Origin of the sequence: Agreia sp. PsM10, from assembly GCF_030433855.1 — a bacterium.
Lineage (GTDB): Bacteria > Actinomycetota > Actinomycetes > Actinomycetales > Microbacteriaceae > Agreia.
This window is the reverse complement of sequence record NZ_JARUXC010000019.1, coordinates 49,392-71,711: the sequence shown is the minus strand read 5'-3', so window position 1 is coordinate 71,711 and position 22,320 is coordinate 49,392. Positions and strand designations below refer to the sequence as shown.

22 protein-coding genes are annotated in these 22,320 nt (G+C 69.1%); 10 read left to right on the top strand and 12 right to left on the bottom strand.

The features are described from left to right. Nucleotides 1-40 precede the first annotated feature (40 nt). Nucleotides 41-178 (top strand): LPXTG cell wall anchor domain-containing protein, encoded by a 138-nt coding sequence (locus QCD70_RS17795; RefSeq protein WP_157412031.1) that lies wholly within the window; start codon nucleotides 41-43, stop codon nucleotides 176-178. Here QCD70_RS17795 and QCD70_RS17790 read toward each other — a convergent pair. Continuing rightward, nucleotides 175-897, bottom strand: coding sequence for a GNAT family N-acetyltransferase (locus tag QCD70_RS17790; protein WP_301218766.1), 723 nt, complete (start codon nucleotides 895-897; stop codon nucleotides 175-177). The genes QCD70_RS17795 and QCD70_RS17790 overlap by 4 nt on opposite strands. 185 nt (nucleotides 898-1,082) lie before the next feature. Here QCD70_RS17790 and QCD70_RS17785 point away from each other — a divergent pair, with 185 nt between their 5' ends. Both QCD70_RS17785 and QCD70_RS17780 read left to right on the top strand, forming a co-directional pair. Further along, entirely contained in the window at nucleotides 1,083-1,787 is a 705-nt protein-coding gene (locus QCD70_RS17785; protein WP_301218795.1) for a response regulator transcription factor, read from the top strand. Beyond that, nucleotides 1,784-3,337: a sensor histidine kinase gene (locus QCD70_RS17780; RefSeq protein ID WP_301218764.1), complete on the top strand. Its 1,554-nt coding sequence runs from the start codon at nucleotides 1,784-1,786 to the stop codon at nucleotides 3,335-3,337. Before QCD70_RS17785 ends, QCD70_RS17780 begins: the two co-directional genes overlap by 4 nt. Here the strand turns inward: QCD70_RS17780 and QCD70_RS17775 are convergent. From QCD70_RS17775 to QCD70_RS17760, 4 genes are all read right to left on the bottom strand, one after another. Further along, on the bottom strand, nucleotides 3,304-3,621 hold the full coding sequence (locus QCD70_RS17775; protein WP_301218762.1) for a chorismate mutase: 318 nt from the start codon (nucleotides 3,619-3,621) through the stop codon (nucleotides 3,304-3,306). The genes QCD70_RS17780 and QCD70_RS17775 overlap by 34 nt on opposite strands. An 84-nt stretch (nucleotides 3,622-3,705) precedes the next feature. Beyond that, nucleotides 3,706-4,128, bottom strand: a complete 423-nt coding sequence (locus QCD70_RS17770) for an organic hydroperoxide resistance protein (protein WP_301218761.1) — start codon at nucleotides 4,126-4,128, stop codon at nucleotides 3,706-3,708. Between the two features lie 63 nt (nucleotides 4,129-4,191). Then, nucleotides 4,192-4,839, bottom strand: coding sequence for a GNAT family N-acetyltransferase (locus QCD70_RS17765; protein WP_301218759.1), 648 nt, complete (start codon nucleotides 4,837-4,839; stop codon nucleotides 4,192-4,194). A gap of 5 nt (nucleotides 4,840-4,844) precedes the next feature. After that, nucleotides 4,845-6,131 (bottom strand): adenylosuccinate synthase, encoded by a 1,287-nt coding sequence (locus tag QCD70_RS17760; RefSeq protein ID WP_301218756.1) that lies wholly within the window; start codon nucleotides 6,129-6,131, stop codon nucleotides 4,845-4,847. 149 nt (nucleotides 6,132-6,280) lie between these two features. Here QCD70_RS17760 and QCD70_RS17755 point away from each other — a divergent pair, with 149 nt between their 5' ends. Beyond that, on the top strand, nucleotides 6,281-6,916 hold the full coding sequence (locus QCD70_RS17755) for a Pr6Pr family membrane protein (RefSeq protein WP_301218754.1): 636 nt from the start codon (nucleotides 6,281-6,283) through the stop codon (nucleotides 6,914-6,916). Here the strand turns inward: QCD70_RS17755 and QCD70_RS17750 are convergent. After that, a complete protein-coding gene (locus QCD70_RS17750) occupies nucleotides 6,913-7,563 on the bottom strand; it encodes a hypothetical protein (RefSeq protein ID WP_301218752.1) in 651 nt (216 codons plus the stop codon). The genes QCD70_RS17755 and QCD70_RS17750 overlap by 4 nt on opposite strands. A 1-nt stretch (nucleotide 7,564) precedes the next feature. Continuing rightward, nucleotides 7,565-8,050: a DUF3151 domain-containing protein gene (locus QCD70_RS17745; RefSeq protein ID WP_301218750.1), complete on the bottom strand. Its 486-nt coding sequence runs from the start codon at nucleotides 8,048-8,050 to the stop codon at nucleotides 7,565-7,567. A gap of 60 nt (nucleotides 8,051-8,110) precedes the next feature. On the opposite strand from QCD70_RS17745, the gene QCD70_RS17740 reads away from it, so the two are divergent. Further along, on the top strand, nucleotides 8,111-8,380 hold the full coding sequence (locus tag QCD70_RS17740; RefSeq protein ID WP_301218748.1) for a thioredoxin domain-containing protein: 270 nt from the start codon (nucleotides 8,111-8,113) through the stop codon (nucleotides 8,378-8,380). Here QCD70_RS17740 and QCD70_RS17735 read toward each other — a convergent pair. Both QCD70_RS17735 and QCD70_RS17730 read right to left on the bottom strand, forming a co-directional pair. Then, complete coding sequence (locus tag QCD70_RS17735; RefSeq protein WP_301218746.1) at nucleotides 8,377-8,844, bottom strand: hypothetical protein; 468 nt, start codon at nucleotides 8,842-8,844, stop codon at nucleotides 8,377-8,379. The two genes, QCD70_RS17740 and QCD70_RS17735, sit on opposite strands and share 4 nt — an antisense overlap. A 2-nt stretch (nucleotides 8,845-8,846) precedes the next feature. Further along, nucleotides 8,847-9,239 carry a hypothetical protein gene (locus tag QCD70_RS17730; RefSeq protein WP_055945247.1) on the bottom strand — a complete coding sequence of 131 codons (393 nt, stop codon included), beginning with the start codon at nucleotides 9,237-9,239 and terminating at the stop codon, nucleotides 8,847-8,849. A 213-nt stretch (nucleotides 9,240-9,452) separates the two neighbouring features. Here QCD70_RS17730 and QCD70_RS17725 point away from each other — a divergent pair, with 213 nt between their 5' ends. From QCD70_RS17725 to QCD70_RS17715, 3 genes are read left to right on the top strand one after another with little or no spacing between them, the layout of a single operon-like run. Further along, nucleotides 9,453-10,145, top strand: coding sequence for a TetR/AcrR family transcriptional regulator (locus tag QCD70_RS17725; RefSeq protein WP_301218744.1), 693 nt, complete (start codon nucleotides 9,453-9,455; stop codon nucleotides 10,143-10,145). Then, nucleotides 10,142-10,918 (top strand): hypothetical protein, encoded by a 777-nt coding sequence (locus tag QCD70_RS17720; RefSeq protein WP_301218742.1) that lies wholly within the window; start codon nucleotides 10,142-10,144, stop codon nucleotides 10,916-10,918. The genes QCD70_RS17725 and QCD70_RS17720 overlap by 4 nt, the downstream gene beginning before the upstream one ends. After that, nucleotides 10,915-13,077, top strand: coding sequence for a YhgE/Pip domain-containing protein (locus QCD70_RS17715; RefSeq protein ID WP_301218739.1), 2,163 nt, complete (start codon nucleotides 10,915-10,917; stop codon nucleotides 13,075-13,077). The genes QCD70_RS17720 and QCD70_RS17715 overlap by 4 nt, the downstream gene beginning before the upstream one ends. Before the next feature lie 2 nt (nucleotides 13,078-13,079). Here QCD70_RS17715 and QCD70_RS17710 read toward each other — a convergent pair whose 3' ends face one another. The 3 genes from QCD70_RS17710 to QCD70_RS17700 all read right to left on the bottom strand — a co-directional run bounded on the left by QCD70_RS17710 (nucleotide 13,080) and on the right by QCD70_RS17700 (nucleotide 19,399). Beyond that, nucleotides 13,080-15,911, bottom strand: coding sequence for a hypothetical protein (locus QCD70_RS17710; RefSeq protein WP_301218737.1), 2,832 nt, complete (start codon nucleotides 15,909-15,911; stop codon nucleotides 13,080-13,082). Next, on the bottom strand, nucleotides 15,912-17,792 hold the full coding sequence (locus QCD70_RS17705) for an HSP90 family protein (protein ID WP_301218735.1): 1,881 nt from the start codon (nucleotides 17,790-17,792) through the stop codon (nucleotides 15,912-15,914). A 74-nt stretch (nucleotides 17,793-17,866) separates the two neighbouring features. Then, a complete protein-coding gene (locus tag QCD70_RS17700) occupies nucleotides 17,867-19,399 on the bottom strand; it encodes a molybdopterin-dependent oxidoreductase (protein WP_301218733.1) in 1,533 nt (510 codons plus the stop codon). 105 nt (nucleotides 19,400-19,504) lie between these two features. On the opposite strand from QCD70_RS17700, the gene QCD70_RS17695 reads away from it, so the two are divergent. Continuing rightward, entirely contained in the window at nucleotides 19,505-21,142 is a 1,638-nt protein-coding gene (locus QCD70_RS17695) for a sensor histidine kinase (protein ID WP_301218731.1), read from the top strand. Continuing rightward, a complete protein-coding gene (locus QCD70_RS17690) occupies nucleotides 21,139-22,299 on the top strand; it encodes a GGDEF domain-containing protein (RefSeq protein ID WP_301218729.1) in 1,161 nt (386 codons plus the stop codon). The genes QCD70_RS17695 and QCD70_RS17690 overlap by 4 nt, the downstream gene beginning before the upstream one ends. Nucleotides 22,300-22,320: the final 21 nt, after the last annotated feature.

The following is a 22,320-nucleotide window of genomic DNA, read 5'->3' as shown; positions in this document are numbered from 1 at the left end:
GCGCTGACGTGAGAGAGTAGCCAGTGGAAAGGTGACCCACATGCCCCTTGAACTTGCCCAGACCGGACTGACCGTCTCGACCTACATCGTGCTCGGGCTCGTGGTGCTCCTCGTCGGTGCGGCGCTCTTCATCGTCGCCCGGGCCCTCCGCGCCCGCAACAAGGACAACCGCCTCTAGGACCTGCTCGGGCGGGCACTCCGCGCGATGGCCGCCCGCTCGCGGTGCGTCTCCGCGCCCACCGCCAGAACGAGTTCGTCGCCCTCCCGTCGCAGTTCGACGAACCCGAGACGACGGGCCAGTGACGACGAGCGTACGTTCCGCGGGTCTGTCACGGCTGTCACGAATCGAGCACCCACCTCGTCGAACGCGAAGGCGAGCAGGGCGTCCGCCGCCTCGGTCGCGTACCCTCTGCCACCGAACTCCGGATGGATGACCCAGCCGATCTCGAGAGTCCGGCCACCGGCATCCACCGTTCGCAGGTGAGCCGAGACGTCGCCGATCAGCCGGCCGTCCTTGACGATGGCCAGCGCGAGAAAATCGTCTGCCTGCAACAGTCGGGTGTGCCGCGTGCGGTCGGCCAGGTGCCGCGCCGATTGGCGTCTGCTGCGCCGCGGCCACGGCAGGAACCTCGTGACGGATTCCTGAGACTGCAGATCGAACCAGTCGTCGGCATCGTCACGGCGATGGGGACGCAGTTCGAGGCGGGCCGTTCGGATGCGCGGGGCATCGATCGGCGACGGCAGCCGACGGCCCCTCAGCATCCGCGGTCGCCGCACACCCCACGACGCGAGCGCGTCACGCAGGCGGCGGACGCACAGGGCGGCCAGGGAGCGTGGCCGCATCCGAACCGGACGGATGCCCAGGGTCGCCTGGGTGGGAAGCCTCGTGGTGGTCATGCGCCGACGGTACGTGCCGCTCACCGGAGTCGTGTGTGCGAATATTTGAGCCGTCTATGAATCGGAGCCTTTCGTGCGATCGCAGCCCTGGAGGGGCGAATAATGGCGAGGTGACGTACTCTCCGATCTCCGACGACGAGGTGACGTCCGGGCGGCGGCGGGCCGTGCTCGCCAAGCTGCCCCGCATGTATCGTGCCGACGGCTCGCCCATCAGGGTGCTGCTCGTCGACGACGAGGTGGTGCTGACGAGCCTCGTGAGCCTCGCCCTCGCCTACGAGGGCTGGGTGGTCGACATCGCCCACGACGGCGCGACGGCACTGCAGCTCTACCGCGACACGAGGCCGGATGTCGTCGTGCTCGACATCATGCTGCCCGACACCGACGGAATCCGCCTGCTGCGACAGCTGCGCGACATCGAGCAGACCTTTCCCACGCTGTTCCTGACCGCCCGCGACTCCGTCGACGACCGCATCATCGGCCTCACCGCCGGCGGCGACGACTACATGACCAAGCCGTTCAGCCTCGAGGAGCTCGTGGCGCGGCTACGCGGCCTCCTGCGACGGTCGATCCTCACCTCATCGGAAGAGGACTCCCGCATCGTGGTCGGCGACCTGCTGCTCGACGAGACGAGCTACGAGGTCAACCGGGGCGGCGAGCCCATCCAGCTCACCATGACCGAGTTCGAGCTGCTGCGCTTTCTTATGCGCAACCCTCGGCGCGTGCTGAGCCGCTCCCAGATCCTCGACCAGGTCTGGAACTACGATTTTGCCGGCAAGGCCAGCATCGTCGACCTCTACGTGTCGTACCTGCGCAAGAAGATCGACGCCGGACGTTCGCCGATGATCCAGACCGTGCGCGGTGTGGGCTACATGCTGAGGCCGGCCGAATGAGCCGCCCCTGGACCCTGCGTCGCCGCCTCGTCGTGGGCATCGGCACCGTCGTGGCGGCCGTCTTCGTGATCGTGGGCGTCGTCGGTGTGATCACGCTCGCCGCCTCGGTCACGACAGTCGTCGACACGCAGCTGGCGGGCTCGATGTCCGGGCTCAGCCACACGGTCGAGCGGCTCCGCAACGACGACTCCCCGCCCACCGATTCGTCGGGAAAGCCCTACGTGAAGCCGTTCGTCGACTACACGGGTCACGGGGCAGGCACCATCATCGCCCTGGCTGCCGACGGAGAGATCGTCGACTCCGCGCAGTTCTCCGACGAGACGGCGACCGTGCTCGACGAGGCCGTGATCTCGCGGCTCGAGCAGGTCTCGCAGGGGGCCGAGGGTCGCAGCACGGTCGCGCTGCCGGGCCTCGGCACCTACAGGCTCGCAACTCAGCTCGACAGCAAGGGCAACACCCTGATCGCGGGCGTCTCGATGGCGACCGCCGACGCGGCCGTGCTGCAGGAGACGATCGTGATCTCGACGATGGCCGTGCTCGCGCTGATCATCGTGGTCTTCGGTGTGATCCTCATCGTGCGCCACACGCTGCGCCCGCTCGACCGGGTCGTGTCGACGGCGGCGGCGGTCGCCACCATGCCCCTCGACCGCGGCGAGGTGGCGATCACCACTCGGGTCGACACGGCCGACACCGATCCCCGCACCGAGGTCGGCAAGGTGGGCGAGGCCCTCAACCTGCTGCTGGCCCACGTCGACGACGCCCTCGCCGTGCGCGCAGCGACAGACACGCGCATGCGCCGCTTCGTCACCGATGCCAGCCACGAACTGCGCACGCCGCTGGCCGCCATCCAGGGCTACGCCGAGCTGACGAGGCAGGACAGCGCGGAGCTTCCCGCGATGACCGAGTACTCGCTCGCGCGCATCGAGTCCGAGGCCAAACGCATGAACTCCCTCGTGAGCGACCTGCTGCTGCTCGCGCGGCTCGACGAGGGCCAGGACCTGCATCTCGACGAGGTCGACCTGAGCGAGGTCGTGGTGAACGCGGTGAGCGACGTGCGTGCCGCCTATCCCGAGCACACCTGGACCCTCGATGTCCCCGATGGCCCGACTCCCGTCGTAGGCGACCAGGAGCGGCTGCACCAGCTCGTGATGAACCTGCTCTCGAACGCCGCCGTGCACACCCCGCCCGGCACATCCGTCGTCGCACGTCTCGTCCTGGCGCCGGATGCCGACGGCCGTCAGTCGGTCGAGGTCTCGATCTGCGACGACGGGCCGGGCATCGCCGAAGACCTGGTGCCCGAGTTGTTCGAACGGTTCGCCCGTGGCGACTCGTCGCGGTCGCGCACCGCGGGCAGCTCCGGCCTCGGCCTCGCGATCGTGGCGTCGATCGTGGATGCGCACGACGGGCAGATCACGGTCGCCTCGTCGAGCGAAGGCACCCGCTTCACGGTGCGGATCGCCGGGGCCGCCGCCGATCTCTCACAGGGGTCGGCCGCCTCTGCAGCGCGGCCCGAGGGCTACTCCCCGGAATCCTCGGCGATACGTCGGTGATGGTGGATGACCTCGGCCACGATGAAGTTGAGGAACTTCTCGGCGAGGTCGGGGTCGAGGTGCGACTCCTCGGCCAGGGCACGAAGTCGCTTGATCTGACGGGCCTCGCGCTCGAGGTCGGCAGGGGGAAGGCCGTTCGCGGCCTTGAGCTCGCCGACGCCCTGGGTGAACTTGAACCGCTCCGCCAGCAGGTGGATCAGCGCCGCGTCGATGTTGTCGATGCTCTGGCGGATTCCCTCGAGCTTTCGGAGGGCGTCTTCTGGGGTGGCGGCGGTGTCAGACATACCGAAAACTCTACCGAGTCGTCGCCCACGTTCCCTGAGCTTGTCGAAGGGATGCCCTTCGACAAGCTCGGGGAACGGCGCGCGCTATTCGACGATGTTCAGGATCACCGGAACGTTGCCGCTGATCGCCTTCGAGTAGGGGCAGATGTCTTTATGGGCCGTCTCGGCAATCGTTCGCGCCTCGTCGGGCGTCACGTTCGGAATGTAGATGTCGAGCTCGGCGGCGATCTCGAAGCCCGTGTCGGCGCTCGGGCCGATCGAGACGCTGGCCGACACGGCCGCGTCCTTCGTGTCGAGCTTCAGCTCGCGCCCCACGGCGTGCACGGCGCCGAGGAAGCAGGCGGAGTAGCCGGCGGCGAAGAGCTGCTCGGGGTTCGTTCCCTCGCCGCTCCCGCCCATCTCGACGGGAGGTCGGGTGTCGAAGTCGAGGCGGTCGTCTTCGCTTCGAACGTGGCCGTCGCGGCCCCCGCCGGATGCATGGGCAATTGCAGTGTAGAGAGCTTCCATGGGCACTAGTCCACCACGAAACGACCCTGAATGCAGCGACATAGAATGTGCCGCGCGAAGGGACTACTCTGCCGCCCGGCGCGGCTCGACGGGCTCGTCGACCTGCCGCTCGATCCGTGCCAGGAGGCCGTCCCTGACCCTCGGCCATTCGTCGCTGAGGATAGAGAAGATCGCCGAATCGCGCCAGGCGCCGTCGGCCCGCCGCATGTCGTGACGGGAGACGCCCTCGAAGGTGGCGCCGAGCTTCGCGATGGCGGCGCGCGATCGCGTGTTCAGCACGTCGGCCTGGATCTTCACGCGCTCGAATCCGTTGTCGAAGGCCGACGAGAGGATGAGCAGCTTCGTCTCCGCGTTCACGACCGTGCCCCAGACGCGCGGGTCGTAGGCCGTCCAGCCGAGGTGCGCGTAGCCGAGAGACGGATCGAGGTCGCCCAGGGTCGAGGTGCCGACCAGCAGGCCGTCGTGCGGCCCGCCGACGAGCCGCACGGCGTGCACGTTCGCGGCATCCCACGCGTAGTACGTCTCGGCGAAGTCGGTGAAGCCCTCGAGCGTGTCGCGGTAGGCGGCGGGGCCGCCGCCGTAGCCGCCGGCGAAGACCTGAGGATGCCCGATGGCCGCGAACAGCTCGGGCAGCAGGTGCCGGGTCAACGGCTCGAGGGAGATGAACCGCCCCTCGATCACCGACCCGTAGGGCGGACGCTCACACGCCACGGCTGCTACTCGAGAAGGTCGTGCCGCACGACGATCTCGTCGCGACCGGGGCCGACGCCGATCGCCGAGATGCGGGCGTTGCTCATCTTCTCGAGGGCCAGCACGTAGTTCTGCGCGTTGAGGGGCAGGTCGGAGAACTCGCGGGCGCCGGTGATGTCCTCGGTCCAGCCGGGGAACTCCTCGTAGATGGGAACGGCGTGGTGGAAGTCGGACTGCGACACGGGGACCTCGTCGACGCGCACGCCGTCGACGTCGTAGGCGACGCAGACGGGGATGGCCTCGAGCCCGGTGAGCACGTCGAGCTTGGTGAGCACGAAGTCGGTGACTCCGTTGATGCGCGCGCTGTAACGGGCGATGGGTGCGTCGTACCAGCCGCAGCGACGGGGGCGCCCGGTGGTGGTGCCGAACTCGAATCCCTTCGAGCGCAGGAACTCACCGGACTCGTCGAACAGCTCGGTGGGGAACGGGCCGGCGCCGACGCGCGTCGTGTAGGCCTTGACCACGGCGATGACGCGGTCGATGCGGTTGGGAGCGACGCCCGAGCCGGTGGCCGCGCCGCCCGACGTGGCGTTCGACGAGGTGACGAACGGGTACGTGCCGTGGTCGACATCGAGCATCGTGGCCTGGCCGCCCTCGAACAGGACCGTCTTGCCCTCGTCGAGCGCACGGTTGAGCACGAGCGACGTGTCGGCGACCATGGGGCGCAGCCGCTCGACGTACGACAGGAGATCGGCCATGACCTCGTCGACCTGAATCGCGCGTCGGTTGTAGACCTTCACGAGGATGTGGTTCTTGAGGTCGAGGGCGCCCTCGACCTTCTGGCGCAGGATTCCCTCGTCGAACAGGTCCTGGATGCGGATGCCGACCCGGTTGATCTTGTCGGCGTAGCTCGGACCGATGCCCCGGCCGGTGGTGCCGATCTGCTTCTTGCCGAGGAAGCGTTCGGTGACCTTGTCGAGGGTGCGGTGGTAGGCCGTGATGACGTGGGCGTTGGCCGACACCAGCAGCTTCGACACGTCGACCCCACGGGCGGCGAGCGCCTCGAGCTCGTGGAACAGCACCTCGATGTCGACGACGACACCGTTGGAGATGACAGGGGTGACGCCGGGGCTCAGGATGCCGGACGGCAGCAGGTGCAGTGCGTACTTCTTGTCGCCGACGACCACGGTGTGGCCGGCGTTGTTGCCGCCGTTGAACTTGACGACGTAGTCGACCCGGTCGCCGAGAAGGTCGGTGGCTTTGCCCTTGCCCTCGTCGCCCCACTGGGCGCCGATGAGAACGATCGCTGGCATTGAAGAGTCCTATCGGTCAGTGGCCTCGAGAACGAGGAGTGGCCGGAACACTGCGAAGAGGTTCCACCCCATGGTACCCGAGGCGGCCCGAGAGCGGCTGATCGGCGGTCGAAGGCAAACCCGGCAGGGTTCTGCTACGAATGGGTGCCATGAGCAGAAGAGTGGTGGGAGCGATACGTCTTCTGGCGGGCCTCGGCCTGCTGGTGACCATGGCCATTCAGATCGCCGACCGTGTGGTGAACAACGTGTTCGATCCCTGGGAGTACTTCAGCTACTTCACCATCGAGACATCCCTGATGAACATCGTCGTCTTCACGGTCGGCGGAATTCTCGCACTGCGACGCCCGAGCGACACCGTCCTCTTCACGACGGTTCGCATGGCGACGCTCACCTACGCGATCGTCACCGCGGGCGTCTACAACCTGCTGCTGCGAGACGACGGCCCGAGCCAGGGCTTCCAACCGCTCGGCTGGCCGAGCGAGGTCATGCACGTCTGGATGCCGCTGCTCATCGTGCTCGACTGGCTCGTGTCGCCCGGGCGCCCGGCTCTGGCCTGGCGGCGGCTCGGCGTCGTGATGATCTACCCCGTCGCCTGGCTGGCCTACTCGCTGCTGCGGGGCGCCGTGTCGAACGGCATCTACCCGTACCCGTTCCTCGACCCGGCGACCGACGGCTGGGGCAGCGTGATCGCCTATATCGTCGGGTTGAGCGTCGGCCTGCTCGGACTCGGTGCCCTGGCCGTGCTGTACAGCCGGCGCAGAGGTCACATCACAGCAGGGGTCTAGAGGAAGTAGTAGTAGCTGCTGCCCTCGAACCGCTCGTTGAACGTCTGTTCGCTGTCGACCTCGATGGCGAAGGCGTCACGGGGGACCACGCCGAACTCGTCCTTCTCGTGTATCGCCCGCCAGATGACGTCCGTCCACCGCTCGCGTTCGGCACTCTCGGCGTATTGCGCAACCTGAGCATCGGTCTCGAGGAACACGACGGCCCGGGTCCAGATTCGCACAGCTGCGATGAGCGGATGAGCCAGCTCCGCCGTGATCCGTTCGATGTCCTGCGGCGTGAAGCGGCCATAGATGTCCGAGCGGGCCTCGGCCGCGAAAGACTGGGGCACGACGAAAGGAATCGGTGCTCCCTCTGGCAGATCTGCAAGCACACGAGTTCCTATGGCTCGCTGCTTCCTCGAGTCATAGTTGTGGCGGGCGTCGTCGAACGTCTCCGTCTCGGCATCCGATGCGAGCCACACCACCGCGCGCAGTCGGTCGGGGATATCGCCCCACCACACACGGTCGGCGAGAACCGCCACGACGGAGACGCGGTACGTCGTCGCGATCCAGTCCATCAACTCGCGTTCCTGTGCAGACAGGGCCGTTCGCCCTCGAACGATGTCTGCGACCGGCGCCAACGCCGTGGCGTCGGCGACGATGTTCATCTCAGTCCTGACCCCGGATGATGATGGCCTCGGTGACGGGCTGGTCGGTGACGGGGCGGATGGTCGCCTCGATGGCGTCGATCGCGCGCGGATCGGACATCTGCAGGAAGTCGCCGAGTCGCTTGACCTCGTCGAGCTCGCCGAACGCCTCGGCCGCGCGGCGCAGGGTGTAGAGCGACAGCAGCACGCCGCGGTTGGGCTCGTGCGACCAGGGAACGGGCCCCTGCCCGCGCCAGCCGCCCTTGCGCAGCGCGTCGAGGCCGCGGTGGTAGCCGACCCGGGCATAGGCGTACGACGGAAGGACCGCACCGACGGCCCACAGCTCCTCGGAGAGCAGCGCCCAGAGCAGCGACGAGGTGGGGAACTGCTTGACCAGCTCGCCCAGATCGGCCGCCGTGGCCGGGGAGCGCTCCGCGAGCGCCTCCATCACTGCAGTGTCTTCGGGAAGGAGTGTCTCGGGCAGGCCGAGGAGGTTGTCGCCGCTCATATCTCGATCGTACGCCAGCCGCATCGGGAATCCCGGGGCCGCGATGGCGTTGCACTGTACATGGCCCTCTCCGTGCACCTCTACAGTTCGAGCTTCTGCGGCGCGTGCACGCAGACCCGAAGCGTTCTCGATCAGGTGCAGCCCTTCGTGCGCGATCGGGTCGACTTCAGCGAGTCGAACGTCGCGTCGAGCCCGGATGACGCCGAGCGGGCGAGCATCATCGCGACGCCGACCGTCGTGGTTCGCGACGAATCGGGCGCGGAGCTCGCCCGGGCATCCGGCGTACCCACGGCCGACCAGGTGCTGACCCTTCTCGCCCGCCACCTCTAGACGGGTGAGGGCTTGCTCCAGTCGATCCGCAGGGAAGCGGGGTCTGAGGGGTCGAGCGTGACCACGATGCGCGCTCCGGGCACGAGGCGGGATGCCTGGGCCGGGTCGATGGCGGTGCTGTGCGCCACGGGCAGCGGGATGCCGCCGGGCAGCACCACGACGAGGTGCAGCTCGATCACGGGCCGACCCGCGATCACTAGGCCGGTGGGAGCGAACTCGGTCACGGTGGCTGCGGCCTCGATACGGTCGATCCGGCCGTCGACGGGGCCGTCGACGACGCCGCCGACAGGGCCGTCGACCGCGGCGCGCTCGGCCGACCGGCGCTGCGCGGTCATCGTGGCGAGGGTCTGGTTCGCGCCGTTCATGCCGGCCTGCATGCGGGCGAGGTCGCCCTTCACATCGCTGTTCTTCTCCATCTCCTTCGTGAGCTTCATGACCTTGAAGTAGCTTGCGAAGACGCCCATGATCAGGCGGCCCGGTAGAGGGCGTTGAAGCGCTGGGCGACGCCGGGATCGGCGGCCAGGCGGGTGTTCCAGCCCTCGACGGCGACGGCCCAGTCCGCCGGAGCGACGCCGAACGAGGCGGCGACCGCCGGCAGCTTCGACGCGTCGTAGCCATAGGGGGCGATGCCCTTGGCGATGCGCGCCCAGAGCTCGATGTCGACTCCGGCGATCGGCACGAGGTTGGCCGGATTCGGCTCGATCGGCACGGGCGCGCCGAACCCGTAGGCTCCGGCGGCGCCGGCGGCCGGCGTCTGCATGGCCTTCGCCTGGGCGGACATCTCGTTGGCGGACTCGATCAGCCCGGGGGCGGCGTTCAGCATCGCGCCCATGTCGCGGAAGCCTTTGATGATGTTCATGGTCGTCTCGATTCTTCGTCGGTGTGTCTGTGACGTGTTGTGTCTGCGATTCTGTGCCGGTCTTCGGCAGTGACACCACTCTCGTGCGATGCGCACGGCGGCGACTGAGCAGGCTCTACTCACTGCGTCGGCGCCGATTACCCACTCCATCGCGCCCACCGACGATCACCTCAATAACTTGCACATCGATGTGCAAGTTATTAGAATCATCGAGTGACCGACACCACCACCTCCCCCCGCCGCGCCTCCCGGCCGCCCCGCGCACCCCGGCGCGACGCGGCAGAGAACAGGGTCGCGATCCTCGACGCCGCCATCTCCGAGCTCAACCACGACCCGGATGCGTCGCTCGAGACGATCGCATCGGCCGCCGGCCTGTCGCGCCGCTCCATCTACGGCCACTTCAGCACCCGCGACGAGCTGGTCGCGGAGCTGAACGACCGAGGCATCGCCCGGGTCACGGCGGCGCTTGCGCCCATCCGGCATTCGGATGCGCGTATCGCCCTCGCCCTCGTCGGCGCGCGGCTCTGGAGCGAGGTCGAGGACGTGCGCGTCACCGCCCAGCTCGCCATTCGCGGCCCGCGCCGCGAGATCGTGGGCAACGGCCTCGAGCCCGTGCGCCGAGGGGTCCTCGACCTCGTGCGCCAGGGCGTCGAGGCCGGACAGCTGCGAACCGATATCGAACCGGGCACACTCGCCCGCCTCATCGAGGGTGCCGCGCTGTCGGTGCTCGACGAGGCGGTTCGCGCCGACATCTCGCGCGGCGAGGGCCACCGTCTGGTGATGCTCGTCGCTCTCAGCACCGCCGGGCTGTCGTGGCGCGAGGCCGCCGAGCTCATCGACGCGTCACCCGAGCTCACCCTCGCCGCCCAGCCCGACGCATCCCACCACGCAGGAGACACCGAATGAGAATCGACCTCGTCGACGTGACCGCGGGCGAGGGGGCGGATGCGCTGCGCCCCACGACGGTCGGCTTCGAAAGCGGCTCCGTCACCCTCGTGGCGACGGAGACCGCCCAGCGGCCGACGCTGCTCGCGCTGATCGCGAGCGGGCGCATGATCCCTGAGCATGGCTCGGCGACCCGCGACCCCGAGGTGACCGGCGACGAGCTGCGCGCATCCGTCGCCGTCGTCGATGCGCCCGACATCTCGGAGCCGGCCGCCGGGCTGCGTCTCGACGGCATCGTGCAGGAGGAGCTGATGTTCGCCGAGCTGCCCTCGTCGTCGAAGGCCGTCCTCTCCACGCTCGACACGCTGGGTGCGCGCGACTTCGCCCGCACCCCCATCGAGCACGTTCCCGTGACCGTGCGGCTGCACGTTCTCGCCGAGCTCGCAGCAATGAGGGAGGACGTCGACGCGCTCGTGCTCACCTCGCCCGACCGGCACGGCGGCGACCCGCTCGAGTGGTATCCCGTCGCCGAGGGTCTCGCCGAGCGCGGCTACGCCGTTCTCGTGATCGCGGGAGCCGCGTCGGTGGCGCTGCTCGATGCCGCCCTCGCCGAGCCGGAGCCCACGGTGGCGCCGAAGCACGTGCTGCCTCCCGAACCCGAAGACGCCTCGCCGGAAGCCGAGCCAGAAGCCGAAGCCGAGCCCGAGCTCGAGCTGGAACCCGATACTGAACCCGAGCCGGACCCCGTCGAGCTCGACATCCCTGCACCAGCAGAAGAAGAAGACACGAAATGACCATCGTCACGCTCGTCCGCGCAGAACTGCGCCGACTCACCTCATCGAAGATGGGAATCCTGGCGCTCGTCGCGCTCATGTGCGTTCCCATCATCTACGCGGGGCTCTACCTCTGGGGAAACAACGACCCCTACGGCAACCTCAAAGACGTGCCCGTGGGCCTCGTCGTGGAGGACACCGGAGCCACGCAGACCGACTCCGACGGAACGACCTCGACCGTGAACTACGGCGACGAAGTGCGCGACGAGTTGCTGAAGGACAACAGCGTCAAGTGGATCGAAGCCACCGCGGCCGAGGCGAAGACGGGCGTCAGCGACGGCACCTTCGACTTCGTGCTCACCCTGGGAAAGGACTTCTCGACCGACCTCACCTCGCCCATCACGGCGTCGCCGAAGCAGGCCTCGGTCGAGCTCACCACGAACGACACGAACAGCTTCCTGGCCACCACCATCGCCGGGAACGTCGCCGAGAAGGTGCGCTCCTCGATCGCCGAGAAGGTCGGCAAGGAGGCCGCGCTGCAGTTCCTCGACGGCTTCGCCGACGTGGGCACGAGCCTCGAGACCGCCATCGACGGCGCGAACCAGCTGGCCGACGGAACGACCACCGCGGCGAATGGCGCGGCGACCCTGAGCGCGGGAGCGGCGACCGTCAACGACGGGGCCCAGCAGCTCGCGACGGGCGCGACCGAGGTCAACACGGGCGCGGGAACCCTGGCCGACGGTGCGGCCGCGGTCGATGATGCCGCCCAGAAACTCTCCGCCGGTGCCGGAACGACGAATGCGGGCATGATCCAACTCCTCGCCGGGCTCACCACTCTTCAGACGAACGTAGCCACCCTTCCCCAGGACACGGCCGTCCTCGCCGCCGGGGCCCAGAAGGTTTCTGACGGAAACGCTGCTCTCTCGACCGCGGCAGCTCCCATTGCCGCAGCCGCACAGGAGGCCGCCGACAAGGTCCCCGAGATCCGCGCCCAGATCCAGGAGACCATGACGAACGACGGGTTCACCCAGGACCAGATCGACGCCGTGCTCGCCGAACTCGACCCGCTGGGCGACAAGGTCATCGCGGCCAACGACGAGGCGACAGCGCTGAACCTCCAATTGGGCGACCTCGCCGCCGGCAGCGCTCAAGTCGCAGCCGGCACTGCCCAGCTGGCGGCTGCGGCCCCGGCTCTCACCGATGGAGTGAATCAGGCCGCGGCGGCGGCCTCGCAGATCCAATCGGGTACGCAACAGGTGGCAGACGGCAACGCCGCCCTCGCGGCTCAGACCCCGACACTCGCGTCCGGCGCATCCACGCTCGCGGCAGGAACCCAGCAGCTGTCCGACGGCGCCACCGCACTCGCCGACGGAACGCCCGCCCTCGCAACCGGGGCCGCCGATCTGCAGACCGGCATCCTGAAGCTCGACGACGGGGCGCACAAGCTGGCGACCGGACTCACCGAGGGCCTCGGCAAGCTGCCCATCGAGACGGCCGCCGAGCGCGAGAAGAGCGCGTCGATCATCTCCGACCCGGCCGCGATCGACACGAGCGCCGTGACGAAGGCCAGCACCTACGGCGCGGGGATGGCGCCGTTCTTCATCAGCCTCGCCGCGTGGATCGGCATCTACGCCCTCTTCCTCATCATCAAGCCGCTGTCGAAGCGCGCGCTCACCGCCCTCCGCAAGCCCGTGCGGGTGACCGCGGCAGGCCTGATGACGCCCGGCATCCTCGGCGCCGTGCAGATGATCGCCGTGTTCGGCATCGTGACGCTGGCCCTCGGCTACTCGGTCGCGAACCCCCTGGGCATGCTCGGATTCATGATCGTGACCTCGATGACCTACGCCGCCATCATCCTCGCGCTCAATGTCTGGCTCGGCAGCGTCGGGCAGTTCCTCGGGCTGGTGCTGATGGTGCTGCAGCTCGTGACCGCCGGCGGAACGTTCCCGTGGCAGACGCTGCCCGGCCCGCTCGCCGCGCTGCACCACGCACTGCCCATGGGATACGCGGTCGACGGAATCCGGCAGCTCATGTACGGCGGCAACCTCGCGCTGGCCTGGGCCGACGTGGCCGTGCTGCTCGCGTTCCTTCTCGGTGCGCTCGCGCTCTCGTGGCTGGGCGCGCGTCGCATGACGAGAACGCGCACCCTGAGAGACCTGCGCCCCTCACTGATCGGATGACGTCAGCTCGCGTCGACGGTGGCGCGGACCTCCGCCGCCTCGGCGTGCCGACCCAGCTGCTCGAGGGCGTCTCCCAACTCGAGCGCTGCGGCGACGCGAGCCTGCGGAACGTCGCCGAGGCGCTCGAGGGCGCCCCGGTAGATCGTCACGGCCGCCTCGGCGTTCTGCTGCGCGACGAGCATGCGCGCGGCGAGCAGTTCGGCAAGGCCCGCGGCCACCTCATCGCCGGATGCCGAATAGCCGTCGGCCGCCGCGAGCGCCACGGGCACGGCCTCGGCGAGACGGTCCAGCTGCTGCAGCGCCCGCGCCTTCGAGTCGCTGACGTCGGCGGCGAGCCACTCCGCCTCCTCCGCTTGCGCGATGGCCAGGACCTCGTCGAGCTCGGCGAGCCCGGCCGGGTCTCCGAAGCTGCAGCGTGCGCGGCCCAGCGAGTGCAGGGCCTCGACGAGCAGCTGCAGTTCGTCGGTACCGCGGGCCGAGGCCAGAGCCTCCTCGAGCACCGGGACCGACTGCTCGTCTTCGTAGGCCAGCAGGAGTCCGCCGAGCGCGATACCCGCGTGCGTCGCACCGATGGGGTCCTCGGCCTCGGCGTAGAGCTCGATCGCACGGCTCCAGGCACCGTAGGCCGACGACCCGTCGCCGGACTGCCGATGCGCCTGGCCCAGCCAGAACAGCGTCTCGGCACGGGCGCCCGGCGCAGCATCCGACGAGACCTCGGAGGAATACACGTCGTCGAGAACCTCGGCCGCCGCCTCTGGCTGGCCGGCCTGCACGAGCAGCCGACCCAGGCCGTAGCGCAGCCCGTCGACATCCGGCCTCTCGGCCAGTTCGGCCTCGCGCACGGCGAGGCGCCACCGGGTCACAGCCTCGTCGAGGCGGCCCGCGTCGCGCAGCAGCGACGCGCTGAGAACAGCGGAGTCGACCATGCCGGAGCGGTGACCGAGCCGGGTCCACAGGGCCAGGGCCGCGTCGGCAGCCGCCAGACCGGGCTCGAGTTCGCCCTCCGCGCCGGCGAGCTGGGCCAGAAGATGATGAGCGGTCGCGCGGAACGCTCGATCGAGGTCGAGCTCGAGAAGGCGATCCAGCGTCGCGACGGCCTCGGCCAGCTCGTCGGTTCGCGCGAGCGCGTGCGACAGAAACATCAGTGCCGAGATCCACATGGGGCTGTCGGGCGACTCGTCGAGCAGCTCCAACGCCCGGCGGAAGAGAACGAGGGCCTCTTCGGCGCGCCCCTCCTGCAGGTGCACCGAGCCGAGCGTGAGCGCGAGGTCGGCGCGGGTCTCGCCGTCGGCACCCCGCGCATCCGCCGCCTGAAGGGTCATCTCGAGAACGTGCACGTCGTCGTCGACGGCCGTGCCGAGCATGATGAGGCCGAGCACGACCTCGATGTCGGCCTGGTCGTCGCAGCCCATGTCTCGCAGCACGGCGATGCGATCGATCTGTCGGGCCGCCGCCTCGTCGGTGTCTCCGGCCGCGATGAGAGCCTGAATCAGCACGGCGTAGAGCAGCGACCGGATGCGCCCGGCCGGGCTCCGGTCGAGAGGCACGTCCTCGAGGCGGCCGGCCTCGAGACCACGCCTGGCGGCGGTCACGGAGTCGCCGTAGGCGCCCGTGCCCATCAGCTCGCGGGCGCGCACGAGCCAGCCCGCGGCATCCACCGGGTCGGCCTCGGTCGCCGACGGGATGGTGGGGAGGAAGCCCTCTCCCTGCAGCGGCAGGTCGTAGTGCTCGTCGGCGAGGGCACGGGACTGCTCGACGAGCCTCGCGTGCCGGTCGTTGCCGTTGCGCTCGTCGAAAGCGTGGGCCAGGCGTTCGGCGGCCAGCCAGGAGGCGGCGGCCAGCTCGGCGGCGCTCCACTCCCCCTCGTGCGGCCCGAAGAACGGCTCGAGCGCCGGCGCCCCCGCAACGCGCACCGCGGCGTCGCCGTGGCCGCTTCGAACGACCGCATCGAGCAGGACGCCGAACGAGCGCAGCGCCGCGAAATGCGCGCGGGCATTGAGCGAGTCGTGGGCGAGCCAGCCGATGTGGCGCTCGAGCAGGCTCAGACCTCGAGCCGCATTGCCGGTCACCGCGCAGAAGACGAGGTGGTTCGCGATGATGCCGATGTTGTCGGAATTCGACCGCGCCAGCCGGTAGCTGCGCAGATGGGCGGCCTTCGCGGTCTCGAGTTCGCCGGCGCGCAGCCATGAGAGAAGTCCACGGCCCAGTGCGGTCTCCGGCTCCTCGCCGCAGCTCAGATTCTGTTCGACGATCTCGTCGAAGCGCTCGATCGCCTCCGCCTCCCGCCCCACCGACGCGAGGTAGGCGGCGTCTTCGCTTCGCACGCAGGCGTCGCAGTGGCTGTACTCGTCGCGCGGTTCGCGGCGAAGCGCAGCCCGTGCAGTCTCCGCCTCTGCTTCGCTCAGGTTGTCGACCGCGTCGTCGAAGCGCGCCTGGAGCACACCGCTCAGGCCGACTCCGGCCCTGCGGTACCGCGTCTCCATCTCGTCGAGCACGGCCTCGATCTCGGCGCGCGGAAACACGGGCGACGCGCCGAGCGTGCCCGCCATCCACTTGAACTGCCACAGCAGATCGAGCTCGCCGACCTTCAACGGAAAACGGGCCGGGTCGCTGTCGTGTCTACCGAGGCACCAGCCGAACGAGGCGAGCATGGCGTCGGTGTCGCCTGTCATCTTGGCCGACGCGGTGAGCCTGAGTCGGGCCTCATAGGCGAGTGCGTCTTCGCCCTCCTCATCGGCCGCGGCGATGGCCTGGTCGATGAGCGACCGCTCGGCCGCGCCGAAGGGCAAGGCGTCGATCTGCGTGAACAAATCCAGGATCGTGCTGCGTGACATCTAGGACTCGTCGCTTTCTCGAGAGGGGGAGGCGGGCAGGCCGACGCTGAGGTGCACCAGGTCCGACAGGGCCGAGGTGAGCATCCGGCGGTCGGTGGTCTGCAGCGGCCGGTGGCCGGCGAGCAGGGCCTGAACGTAGACGAGCTGGATGCTCCGGCTGAAGACGGCGTCGTCGTGGGTGGCCGCGAGGGTGCGCACCAGGGGGTTGTTCCAGTTGAGGCAGAGCCTCAGGCGGGAGGATGACTCGTCGCCGCGCCGTGCGGCCGCCGCCTTGTCGACGCGACCGAGCACAGAACCCCACAGCGGGGGCGCGGCCTTCTGCGACGCGGCACGGCCGATCGATCGCAGGGCATCGGGGTCGGCGACCGCGAGCGCCGGAAGGTCGGCCGGCTCGAAGCTCCGCACGTCGACGTCGCACGACACGTCGAGCAGCGCCGCCGTGGCGCGCTCCTCGAGGGTGTGGGCGATGGCTCGGTCCGCCATGGGCGGCGAGTCGAGGTTGTCGAGTTCTCCGAGCACGGTGACGCGTTCGACAGTGACCCCGGCGACGATGTCGGGCAGCCGACGCACGATCTCCGCGTCGTAGATGTATCCGCCGTTCACGATGGGCGATGATCGGTCTGCGAAGGCCGCGACCTGCCTGAACTCGTCGACGGTCTCGGCGTAACGCACGTGCGCCGAGCGCTGCATGACGGCGTCGAGCGTCATCGGGCCCGCCGAGGTCTCGACCGAGAGCCAGCGGGCCAGCACACCCGCGAGTTCGTCGTCGTGCACGACGAGCGACTTGAGTGCGACGTGATGGATGGCCACGAACTCGGCGAGCCGGTGGGGCTCGGCCAGCGCCTTCTGCAGAATCCATCGGCGAAGCGCCGAACCGAGTTCCGCCCGGGTGTACTCGAGCGCCTCGTTCTCGACCAGCTGCTCGCGCGATGCAGTGGGCTGCAGGCCTTCGGTGTCGATCACGGCACGAACGAAGAAGGCCCAGTCGGGCAGCAGCTCGTCGATGCGTTCACCGAGAAGCATCCGGCCGAGGTAGACGCGGGTCGACTGGCGGGAGCCGGGCGGCGGCGCGTAGGGAAGCACGAAGGCCGTTCCCCGCGTTGCCGTGCCGGGAACGACGAGCGGGATGACGTCGAAGGGGGTCGCTCCGAGCAGCTCGGCTCCGTAGGCGATTAGCTGCGCCGACGGCTCGGTGCTCGAGTGCAGGAAGACGGCATCGCGATTGATGGTCTCCTCGCCTCCGCGCGGCAGAGTGATGTGCACGGGCAGATCGAGGAACTCTCCGAAGCGGGTTGCGAGGGGGACGATCGACGCGCTCGACAGCAGCTCGGCCATGCCGGGCAGGGGGATCAGGCGAACCTCGGTGCCGATCGCCAGTGCGGCGGTCTCGCGCTCGTCGAGTTCGCGTGCCGTGTACGTTCCGTCGGTGGCGCCGATCCATTCGACACCGGCCCCTCCCGCCGCCGGACGCGACCGGATCACGATGCGGTCGGCCACCATGAAGCAGCTGAGCAGTCCGATCCCGAACTGGCCGAGGTAGTCGGTGCGCGGAAGATCGAACAGATCCCGCTTCGACGACCGGCCGACGGTGGCGAGCAGCTCCCCCACATCGGTGAGCGTCAGTCCGATTCCCTCGTCGCGGAAGACGAACTCCGTTCCCTCGCCGCCGAAGGGGGTGATCCAGATTCCGCCGCCACCGGCTATGGGCTCGGCGACCTGCTGTCGCCTGGCGATGACGGCGTCGCGCCCGTTCTGCATCAGCTCACGCAGAAACACCTGCGGACTCGAGTAGATATGCCTCGAGAGAAGATCGACGACACCGCGGAGATCGACCTGAAAAGGCTGCGGCGCACCCGGATCGAGGCTTTCTGTTCGCGGCAAACGACTCTCCCTCACGATCTTTTTCCGTCGTTCAGGCTACCTGCCCGACACGGGCCGCGCCGCACGCGAGGGGATCAGCCCTCGACGGTGACCGTGATCGTGTCCCATCCGGTCGCGCCGCTGGGGGCGGGCGGTGCCTCCTGCTGTGTCTGCGTGTACCCCGACTTGTCAGTCGCCCGCACGGCGATCGTGTGCGAGCCGGAGGTCGCCGGCCACTGCAGCACCCACTGCACCCAGGTGTCGTCGGAGATCGGCGCGGCCAGGGTCGCGGGCTGCCAGGCCCCGTCGTCGATGCGCACCTCGACCCCGGCGATGCCGGTGTGCGGTGCCCAGGCGACGCCCGCGATCGCGACGGTTCCGGATGCGACGGTCTGGCCCGACAGCGGAACGTCGATCCTCGACTCGGTCACCACGGGCCCGAGCGCGTCCCAGCCGCGCGGAGTCCAATACCCCTGGGCGTCGGCGAAGCGCGTGACCCGCATCTCGGTGACCCATTTGGTGGCAGACACGTAGCCGAAGAGGCCGGGCACGATCATCCGGGCCGGGAAGCCGTGTTCGGTGGGCAGCGGCTCGCCGTTCATGCCCACGGCCAGAAGCGCCTCGCGGTCCGGGTCGGTGAGGGCCTCGATCGGCGTGCCGGCACTGAATCCGTCGGGTCCCGACGACAGCACCATGTCGGCCCCCGCCTGCGGCCCGGCCTTGGCGAGGAGTTCGCGGATCGGGTAGCCGAGCCAGGTCGCATTGCCGATCAGGCCTCCCCCGACCTCGTTCGAGACGCAGGCGATCGTGGTGACATGCTCGGTGAGCGGCAGGGCGAGAAGCTCGGCGTAGCCGATCGTCACCTCGGTGTCGACGAGCCCGGTGATCTTCAGCTGCCAGGAGTCGGGGTCGATCTGCGGCACCTGCAGAGCGACGTCGATGCGATAGAACTGCTCGTTCGGGGTCACGAGCGTGGTGATGCCCTCGACGTCGAGGCTCGTTCCTGCGGGGATCGCCGGCGCCGCCGTCGCCGGGGCGGGCAGGGTGATCGCCTGCCGGATGGCGGTGACCGCCGCTGTGCTGGCGTTCATCGCGCGGGCGCCGACGGCGGCGATGACCGCGACCGCACCCGTGACCCCTGCGAAGGTGAGGAATTGCCGCCTGCGCATTCCCGCGGAGGCACTCGCCGGCGCGTCGACCCAGGCCCCGAGCCGCCCGATGCCCGAACGCAGCACCAGTACTCCGGCGATCATTCCCAGCACGGTCGGGAAGGCCCAGAGGGCGCTGGCCTCGGGCCGGGTCTGCACCGCCACGACCGCGATGGCCGAGAACAGCACCAGCACGGCGACTCCGAGGGGCTTTCGGCGGCGCTCGATGACCCCCGCGAGCGCGGCGAACGCCACCACCACGATGCCGAGGATCACGAAGAGGGCGATCTTGTCGCCGGTGCCGAAGAGGCCGATCATCGTCTCTTTCAGCCAGCCGGGTGCCAGGTCGATGGCGAGCTGGCCGACCGCGAAGAAAGGCGATGAGGAGGCGGAGACGAAGACGGCCACGACCTCGGCCACGGCCAGCACGACGAGGGCAGACAGCACTCCGACGAGGGCGGCCATCCACTGTGTGCGCATACGCTCGACCTTACGCGCCGGCTCCCTGAGAACGGCCGGGTATTCGCGCCTCCCGCCGGTTGCTACGCTACGACTGTGGTAGCTGTGTCGGGGGACAGTCGGGCGATGGCCCGTTCCGCCGTCGAGCGATCGGTCTTTCTCTCCCAGCTCCTGCTGGCCGGGGCCACGCTGGTGCTCTCGACGATCTCATTCCTCATCGATCCGCTCGCCCTCGCATCTCCCATGTTCTTCGCCGGAGTCGTCACGGTCTTCGCCGTCACGGGCCTCGCGGCGGCGATTCCGTGGCGCCGGATCGACAAGATCTGGATCGCGTCGCTGCCTGTGCTCGACATCCTGGCCATCTCGTTCATCCGACAGGATCAGCCGGGACTGGGTGCGAGTTTTCTCTTCGTCTTCCCCGCGATCTGGATGGCGATGCACTTCGGCTTCTGGGGTGCCGCGACGAGTGTCGCGCTGCCGACCGCGCTGACCTGGGGCGGCGAACTGCTGCGCGAGGGCACCATGTCGATCGATCCGGCGATTCTTCCCCGCCTGGGAATCGTGCCGATCGTGCTCGGCTTCGTCGCCACGACCGTCTACTCCACGACCCGCAGGGCGGCCGCGCAGAGATCGCTGCTGCAGCAGCAGGCCGACCTCTTCGAGCAGGCGCTGCAGAGCTCCCGACGACAGAAACAGACGCTCGACGAACTGTTCGACGCCGTCGACTTCGGCGTGATCGGCTTCGACGGTTCGGGCCGGGTGAATCTCATCAACCGCGCCCAGCGCGAGATGGTGGCGCCCTTCGGCGTCGGCGACGGATCGATCGTTCCTGCCGTCGTCTACCGGGAGGACCGCACGACCCCCTACGAGGAGCGCGACAGGCCGTTCCAGCGCGCTCTGCGCGGAGAGACGATCGACAGGGAGACGGTGTGGTTCGGCGATCCCGGAGAGGCCCAGGCGGCCATCCTCACGTCGTCGCGCCCCGTCATCGACGAGCACGGGCACTATGACGGCGGAGTCATCGTCTTCCGCGACATCACGGCCGAGCTCAAGGCGGTCAAGGCCCGCGACGATCTCGTGGCGTCGGTGTCGCACGAGCTGCGCACGCCGCTCACCTCGATCGTCGGCTACACCGAGCTCGCCCTCGACGAGGACATCCCCGACAGCACTCGGGCGATGCTCGAGATCACCTCGCGCAACGCCGATCGCATGCTGGGCATCGTGGCCGACCTGCTGACGGCGGCCAGCGACTCGACGCAGACCCTGCTGATGGTGTTCGCGCCGTGCGACCTGGCCCAGATCGTGCGCGACGGAATCGAGTCGATCACGCCCGTCGCATCCATCAGCCACATCGCCTTCACGACCCCCGAGCTCGAACCGCTGGTCTTCGACGCCGACGCGTTCCGCCTGCGACAGGTCGTCGACAACCTCCTGTCGAACGCGGTGAAGTACAACGTGCCCTACGGGCGCATCGAGGTGAGCCTCCAGGCGTCCTCCGACGGCGTCGCCGAGCTGCGCGTGCACGACACCGGCCGAGGCATGACCGATTCGGAGCAGGCCCATCTGTTCGACCGCTTCTACCGGGCGGACTCCGTGCGCAATTCGGCCGTGCACGGCTCGGGCCTGGGGCTCAGCATCAGTCGCGACATCGTGCACCAGCACGGCGGCGACCTGCGGCTCGAGTCGGCACGCGGCAAGGGAACCACGGCGATCATGACCGTGCCGATGGCAGAGCGGCAGCCGGCAGGCGAGGAGACCCCATGACCTTCGACGTTGTGACCCTCATGACCATGTCCAGCCTCGCGGTCGTGCTCTGCGGTGTCTCGTTCATCCTCAACACGTCGTTCACCCGGAACGACGCGACCGGGCGCATGTGGAGCCTCGGGTTCATCGGCGGCATAACGGTGGCGGCCGGCTACGGCGTGGAGGCCGCGGTTCCCGGTGCGTGGTGGGGCCTGCTCGTCGGCAACGTGGCCTACGTCTCGGCGATCGGCGCCCTCTGGTGCGGCGCACGTCTGCACAATCGCCGCCCGCCGCTGCTCTGGGTCGTCGTCGTCGTGGCCCTCGTCGTCGCCGTCGCGACCGCGCTTCAGACCCCCGGCGAGGGCACCTGGGCCGGAGCGCCCGTGCTGTGGTTCGGCCTCGCCATTCTCAGTGTTCTGGGCGGGGTCGAACTGCAGCGCGGCCGACTGCGCCGCAACGTGAACGGACGTTCCCTCGGAATCGTGCTCTGGATCGTGGCGATATTTATGCTCGCCCGCACCATCGTGTTCCTCATCACGGGCCCGGACGGCCCGGCCTTCACCGCGTACTTCAACTCGGGCATCGCGGCCGTGGTCACGATGGCGCTGATCATCAGCGCCGCGATCACCGTCTCGGTGCTGCGGGCCGAGCGCGGCGGCGACAGCGCGGTCGGCGACCTGAGCGTCGGCATCCTCTCCCGATCAGGCGTGCTGTCGGCGGAGTCCTTCGTGCAGTCCGCGGAGGATCACCTCGAGCGCGCCGAGAACGCCGGGCAGGGCGTCGCCCTGATCGCGGCCGACATCGACCGCCTGCCCGAGGTGAACACCGCATTCGGTCGCGCGGCGGGTGACGAGGCGATCTCGAGCTTCGCCCAGACGCTGCGCGGCACCGTTCCCGTGATGGCGGCCCTCGGGCATCCGGCAGCGGGGCGCTTCTTCGTGCTCGTCGCGGTCGCCAGTGCGACCGAGGCCCTCGCCGTCGCCGAGCGCATCCAGATCGCGCTGGTCGACAACCCCCTGCCGGACGGGCAGAAGATCAGACTCACGGCCAGTCTCGGTGTCGCCGACAGCTTCGACCACGGGTACGCGCTGCCGGACCTCACCACGGCCGTGGTCGGCGCGGTCGAACGAAGCAAGGCCGCCGGGGGCAATCACATCGAGGTCAGCACGACCGCCTGAGCGATATCCGCGCTGCTCCGC

What these genes read in the sequence shown, in the direction of transcription:
- QCD70_RS17795 (WP_157412031.1), top strand. Translation starts at nt 41, where the DNA reads ATGCCCCTTGAACTTGCCCAGACCGGACTGACCGTCTCGACCTACATC.
- QCD70_RS17790 (WP_301218766.1), bottom strand. Translation starts at nt 897, where the DNA reads ATGACCACCACGAGGCTTCCCACCCAGGCGACCCTGGGCATCCGTCCG.
- QCD70_RS17785 (WP_301218795.1), top strand. Translation starts at nt 1,083, where the DNA reads ATGTATCGTGCCGACGGCTCGCCCATCAGGGTGCTGCTCGTCGACGAC.
- QCD70_RS17780 (WP_301218764.1), top strand. Translation starts at nt 1,784, where the DNA reads ATGAGCCGCCCCTGGACCCTGCGTCGCCGCCTCGTCGTGGGCATCGGC.
- QCD70_RS17775 (WP_301218762.1), bottom strand. Translation starts at nt 3,621, where the DNA reads ATGTCTGACACCGCCGCCACCCCAGAAGACGCCCTCCGAAAGCTCGAG.
- QCD70_RS17770 (WP_301218761.1), bottom strand. Translation starts at nt 4,128, where the DNA reads ATGGAAGCTCTCTACACTGCAATTGCCCATGCATCCGGCGGGGGCCGC.
- QCD70_RS17760 (WP_301218756.1), bottom strand. Translation starts at nt 6,131, where the DNA reads ATGCCAGCGATCGTTCTCATCGGCGCCCAGTGGGGCGACGAGGGCAAG.
- QCD70_RS17755 (WP_301218754.1), top strand. Translation starts at nt 6,281, where the DNA reads ATGAGCAGAAGAGTGGTGGGAGCGATACGTCTTCTGGCGGGCCTCGGC.
- QCD70_RS17750 (WP_301218752.1), bottom strand. Translation starts at nt 7,563, where the DNA reads ATGAACATCGTCGCCGACGCCACGGCGTTGGCGCCGGTCGCAGACATC.
- QCD70_RS17745 (WP_301218750.1), bottom strand. Translation starts at nt 8,050, where the DNA reads ATGAGCGGCGACAACCTCCTCGGCCTGCCCGAGACACTCCTTCCCGAA.
- QCD70_RS17740 (WP_301218748.1), top strand. Translation starts at nt 8,111, where the DNA reads ATGGCCCTCTCCGTGCACCTCTACAGTTCGAGCTTCTGCGGCGCGTGC.
- QCD70_RS17735 (WP_301218746.1), bottom strand. Translation starts at nt 8,844, where the DNA reads ATGGGCGTCTTCGCAAGCTACTTCAAGGTCATGAAGCTCACGAAGGAG.
- QCD70_RS17730 (WP_055945247.1), bottom strand. Translation starts at nt 9,239, where the DNA reads ATGAACATCATCAAAGGCTTCCGCGACATGGGCGCGATGCTGAACGCC.
- QCD70_RS17720 (WP_301218742.1), top strand. Translation starts at nt 10,142, where the DNA reads ATGAGAATCGACCTCGTCGACGTGACCGCGGGCGAGGGGGCGGATGCG.
- QCD70_RS17715 (WP_301218739.1), top strand. Translation starts at nt 10,915, where the DNA reads ATGACCATCGTCACGCTCGTCCGCGCAGAACTGCGCCGACTCACCTCA.
- QCD70_RS17710 (WP_301218737.1), bottom strand. Translation starts at nt 15,911, where the DNA reads ATGTCACGCAGCACGATCCTGGATTTGTTCACGCAGATCGACGCCTTG.
- QCD70_RS17700 (WP_301218733.1), bottom strand. Translation starts at nt 19,399, where the DNA reads ATGCGCACACAGTGGATGGCCGCCCTCGTCGGAGTGCTGTCTGCCCTC.
- QCD70_RS17695 (WP_301218731.1), top strand. Translation starts at nt 19,505, where the DNA reads ATGGCCCGTTCCGCCGTCGAGCGATCGGTCTTTCTCTCCCAGCTCCTG.
- QCD70_RS17690 (WP_301218729.1), top strand. Translation starts at nt 21,139, where the DNA reads ATGACCTTCGACGTTGTGACCCTCATGACCATGTCCAGCCTCGCGGTC.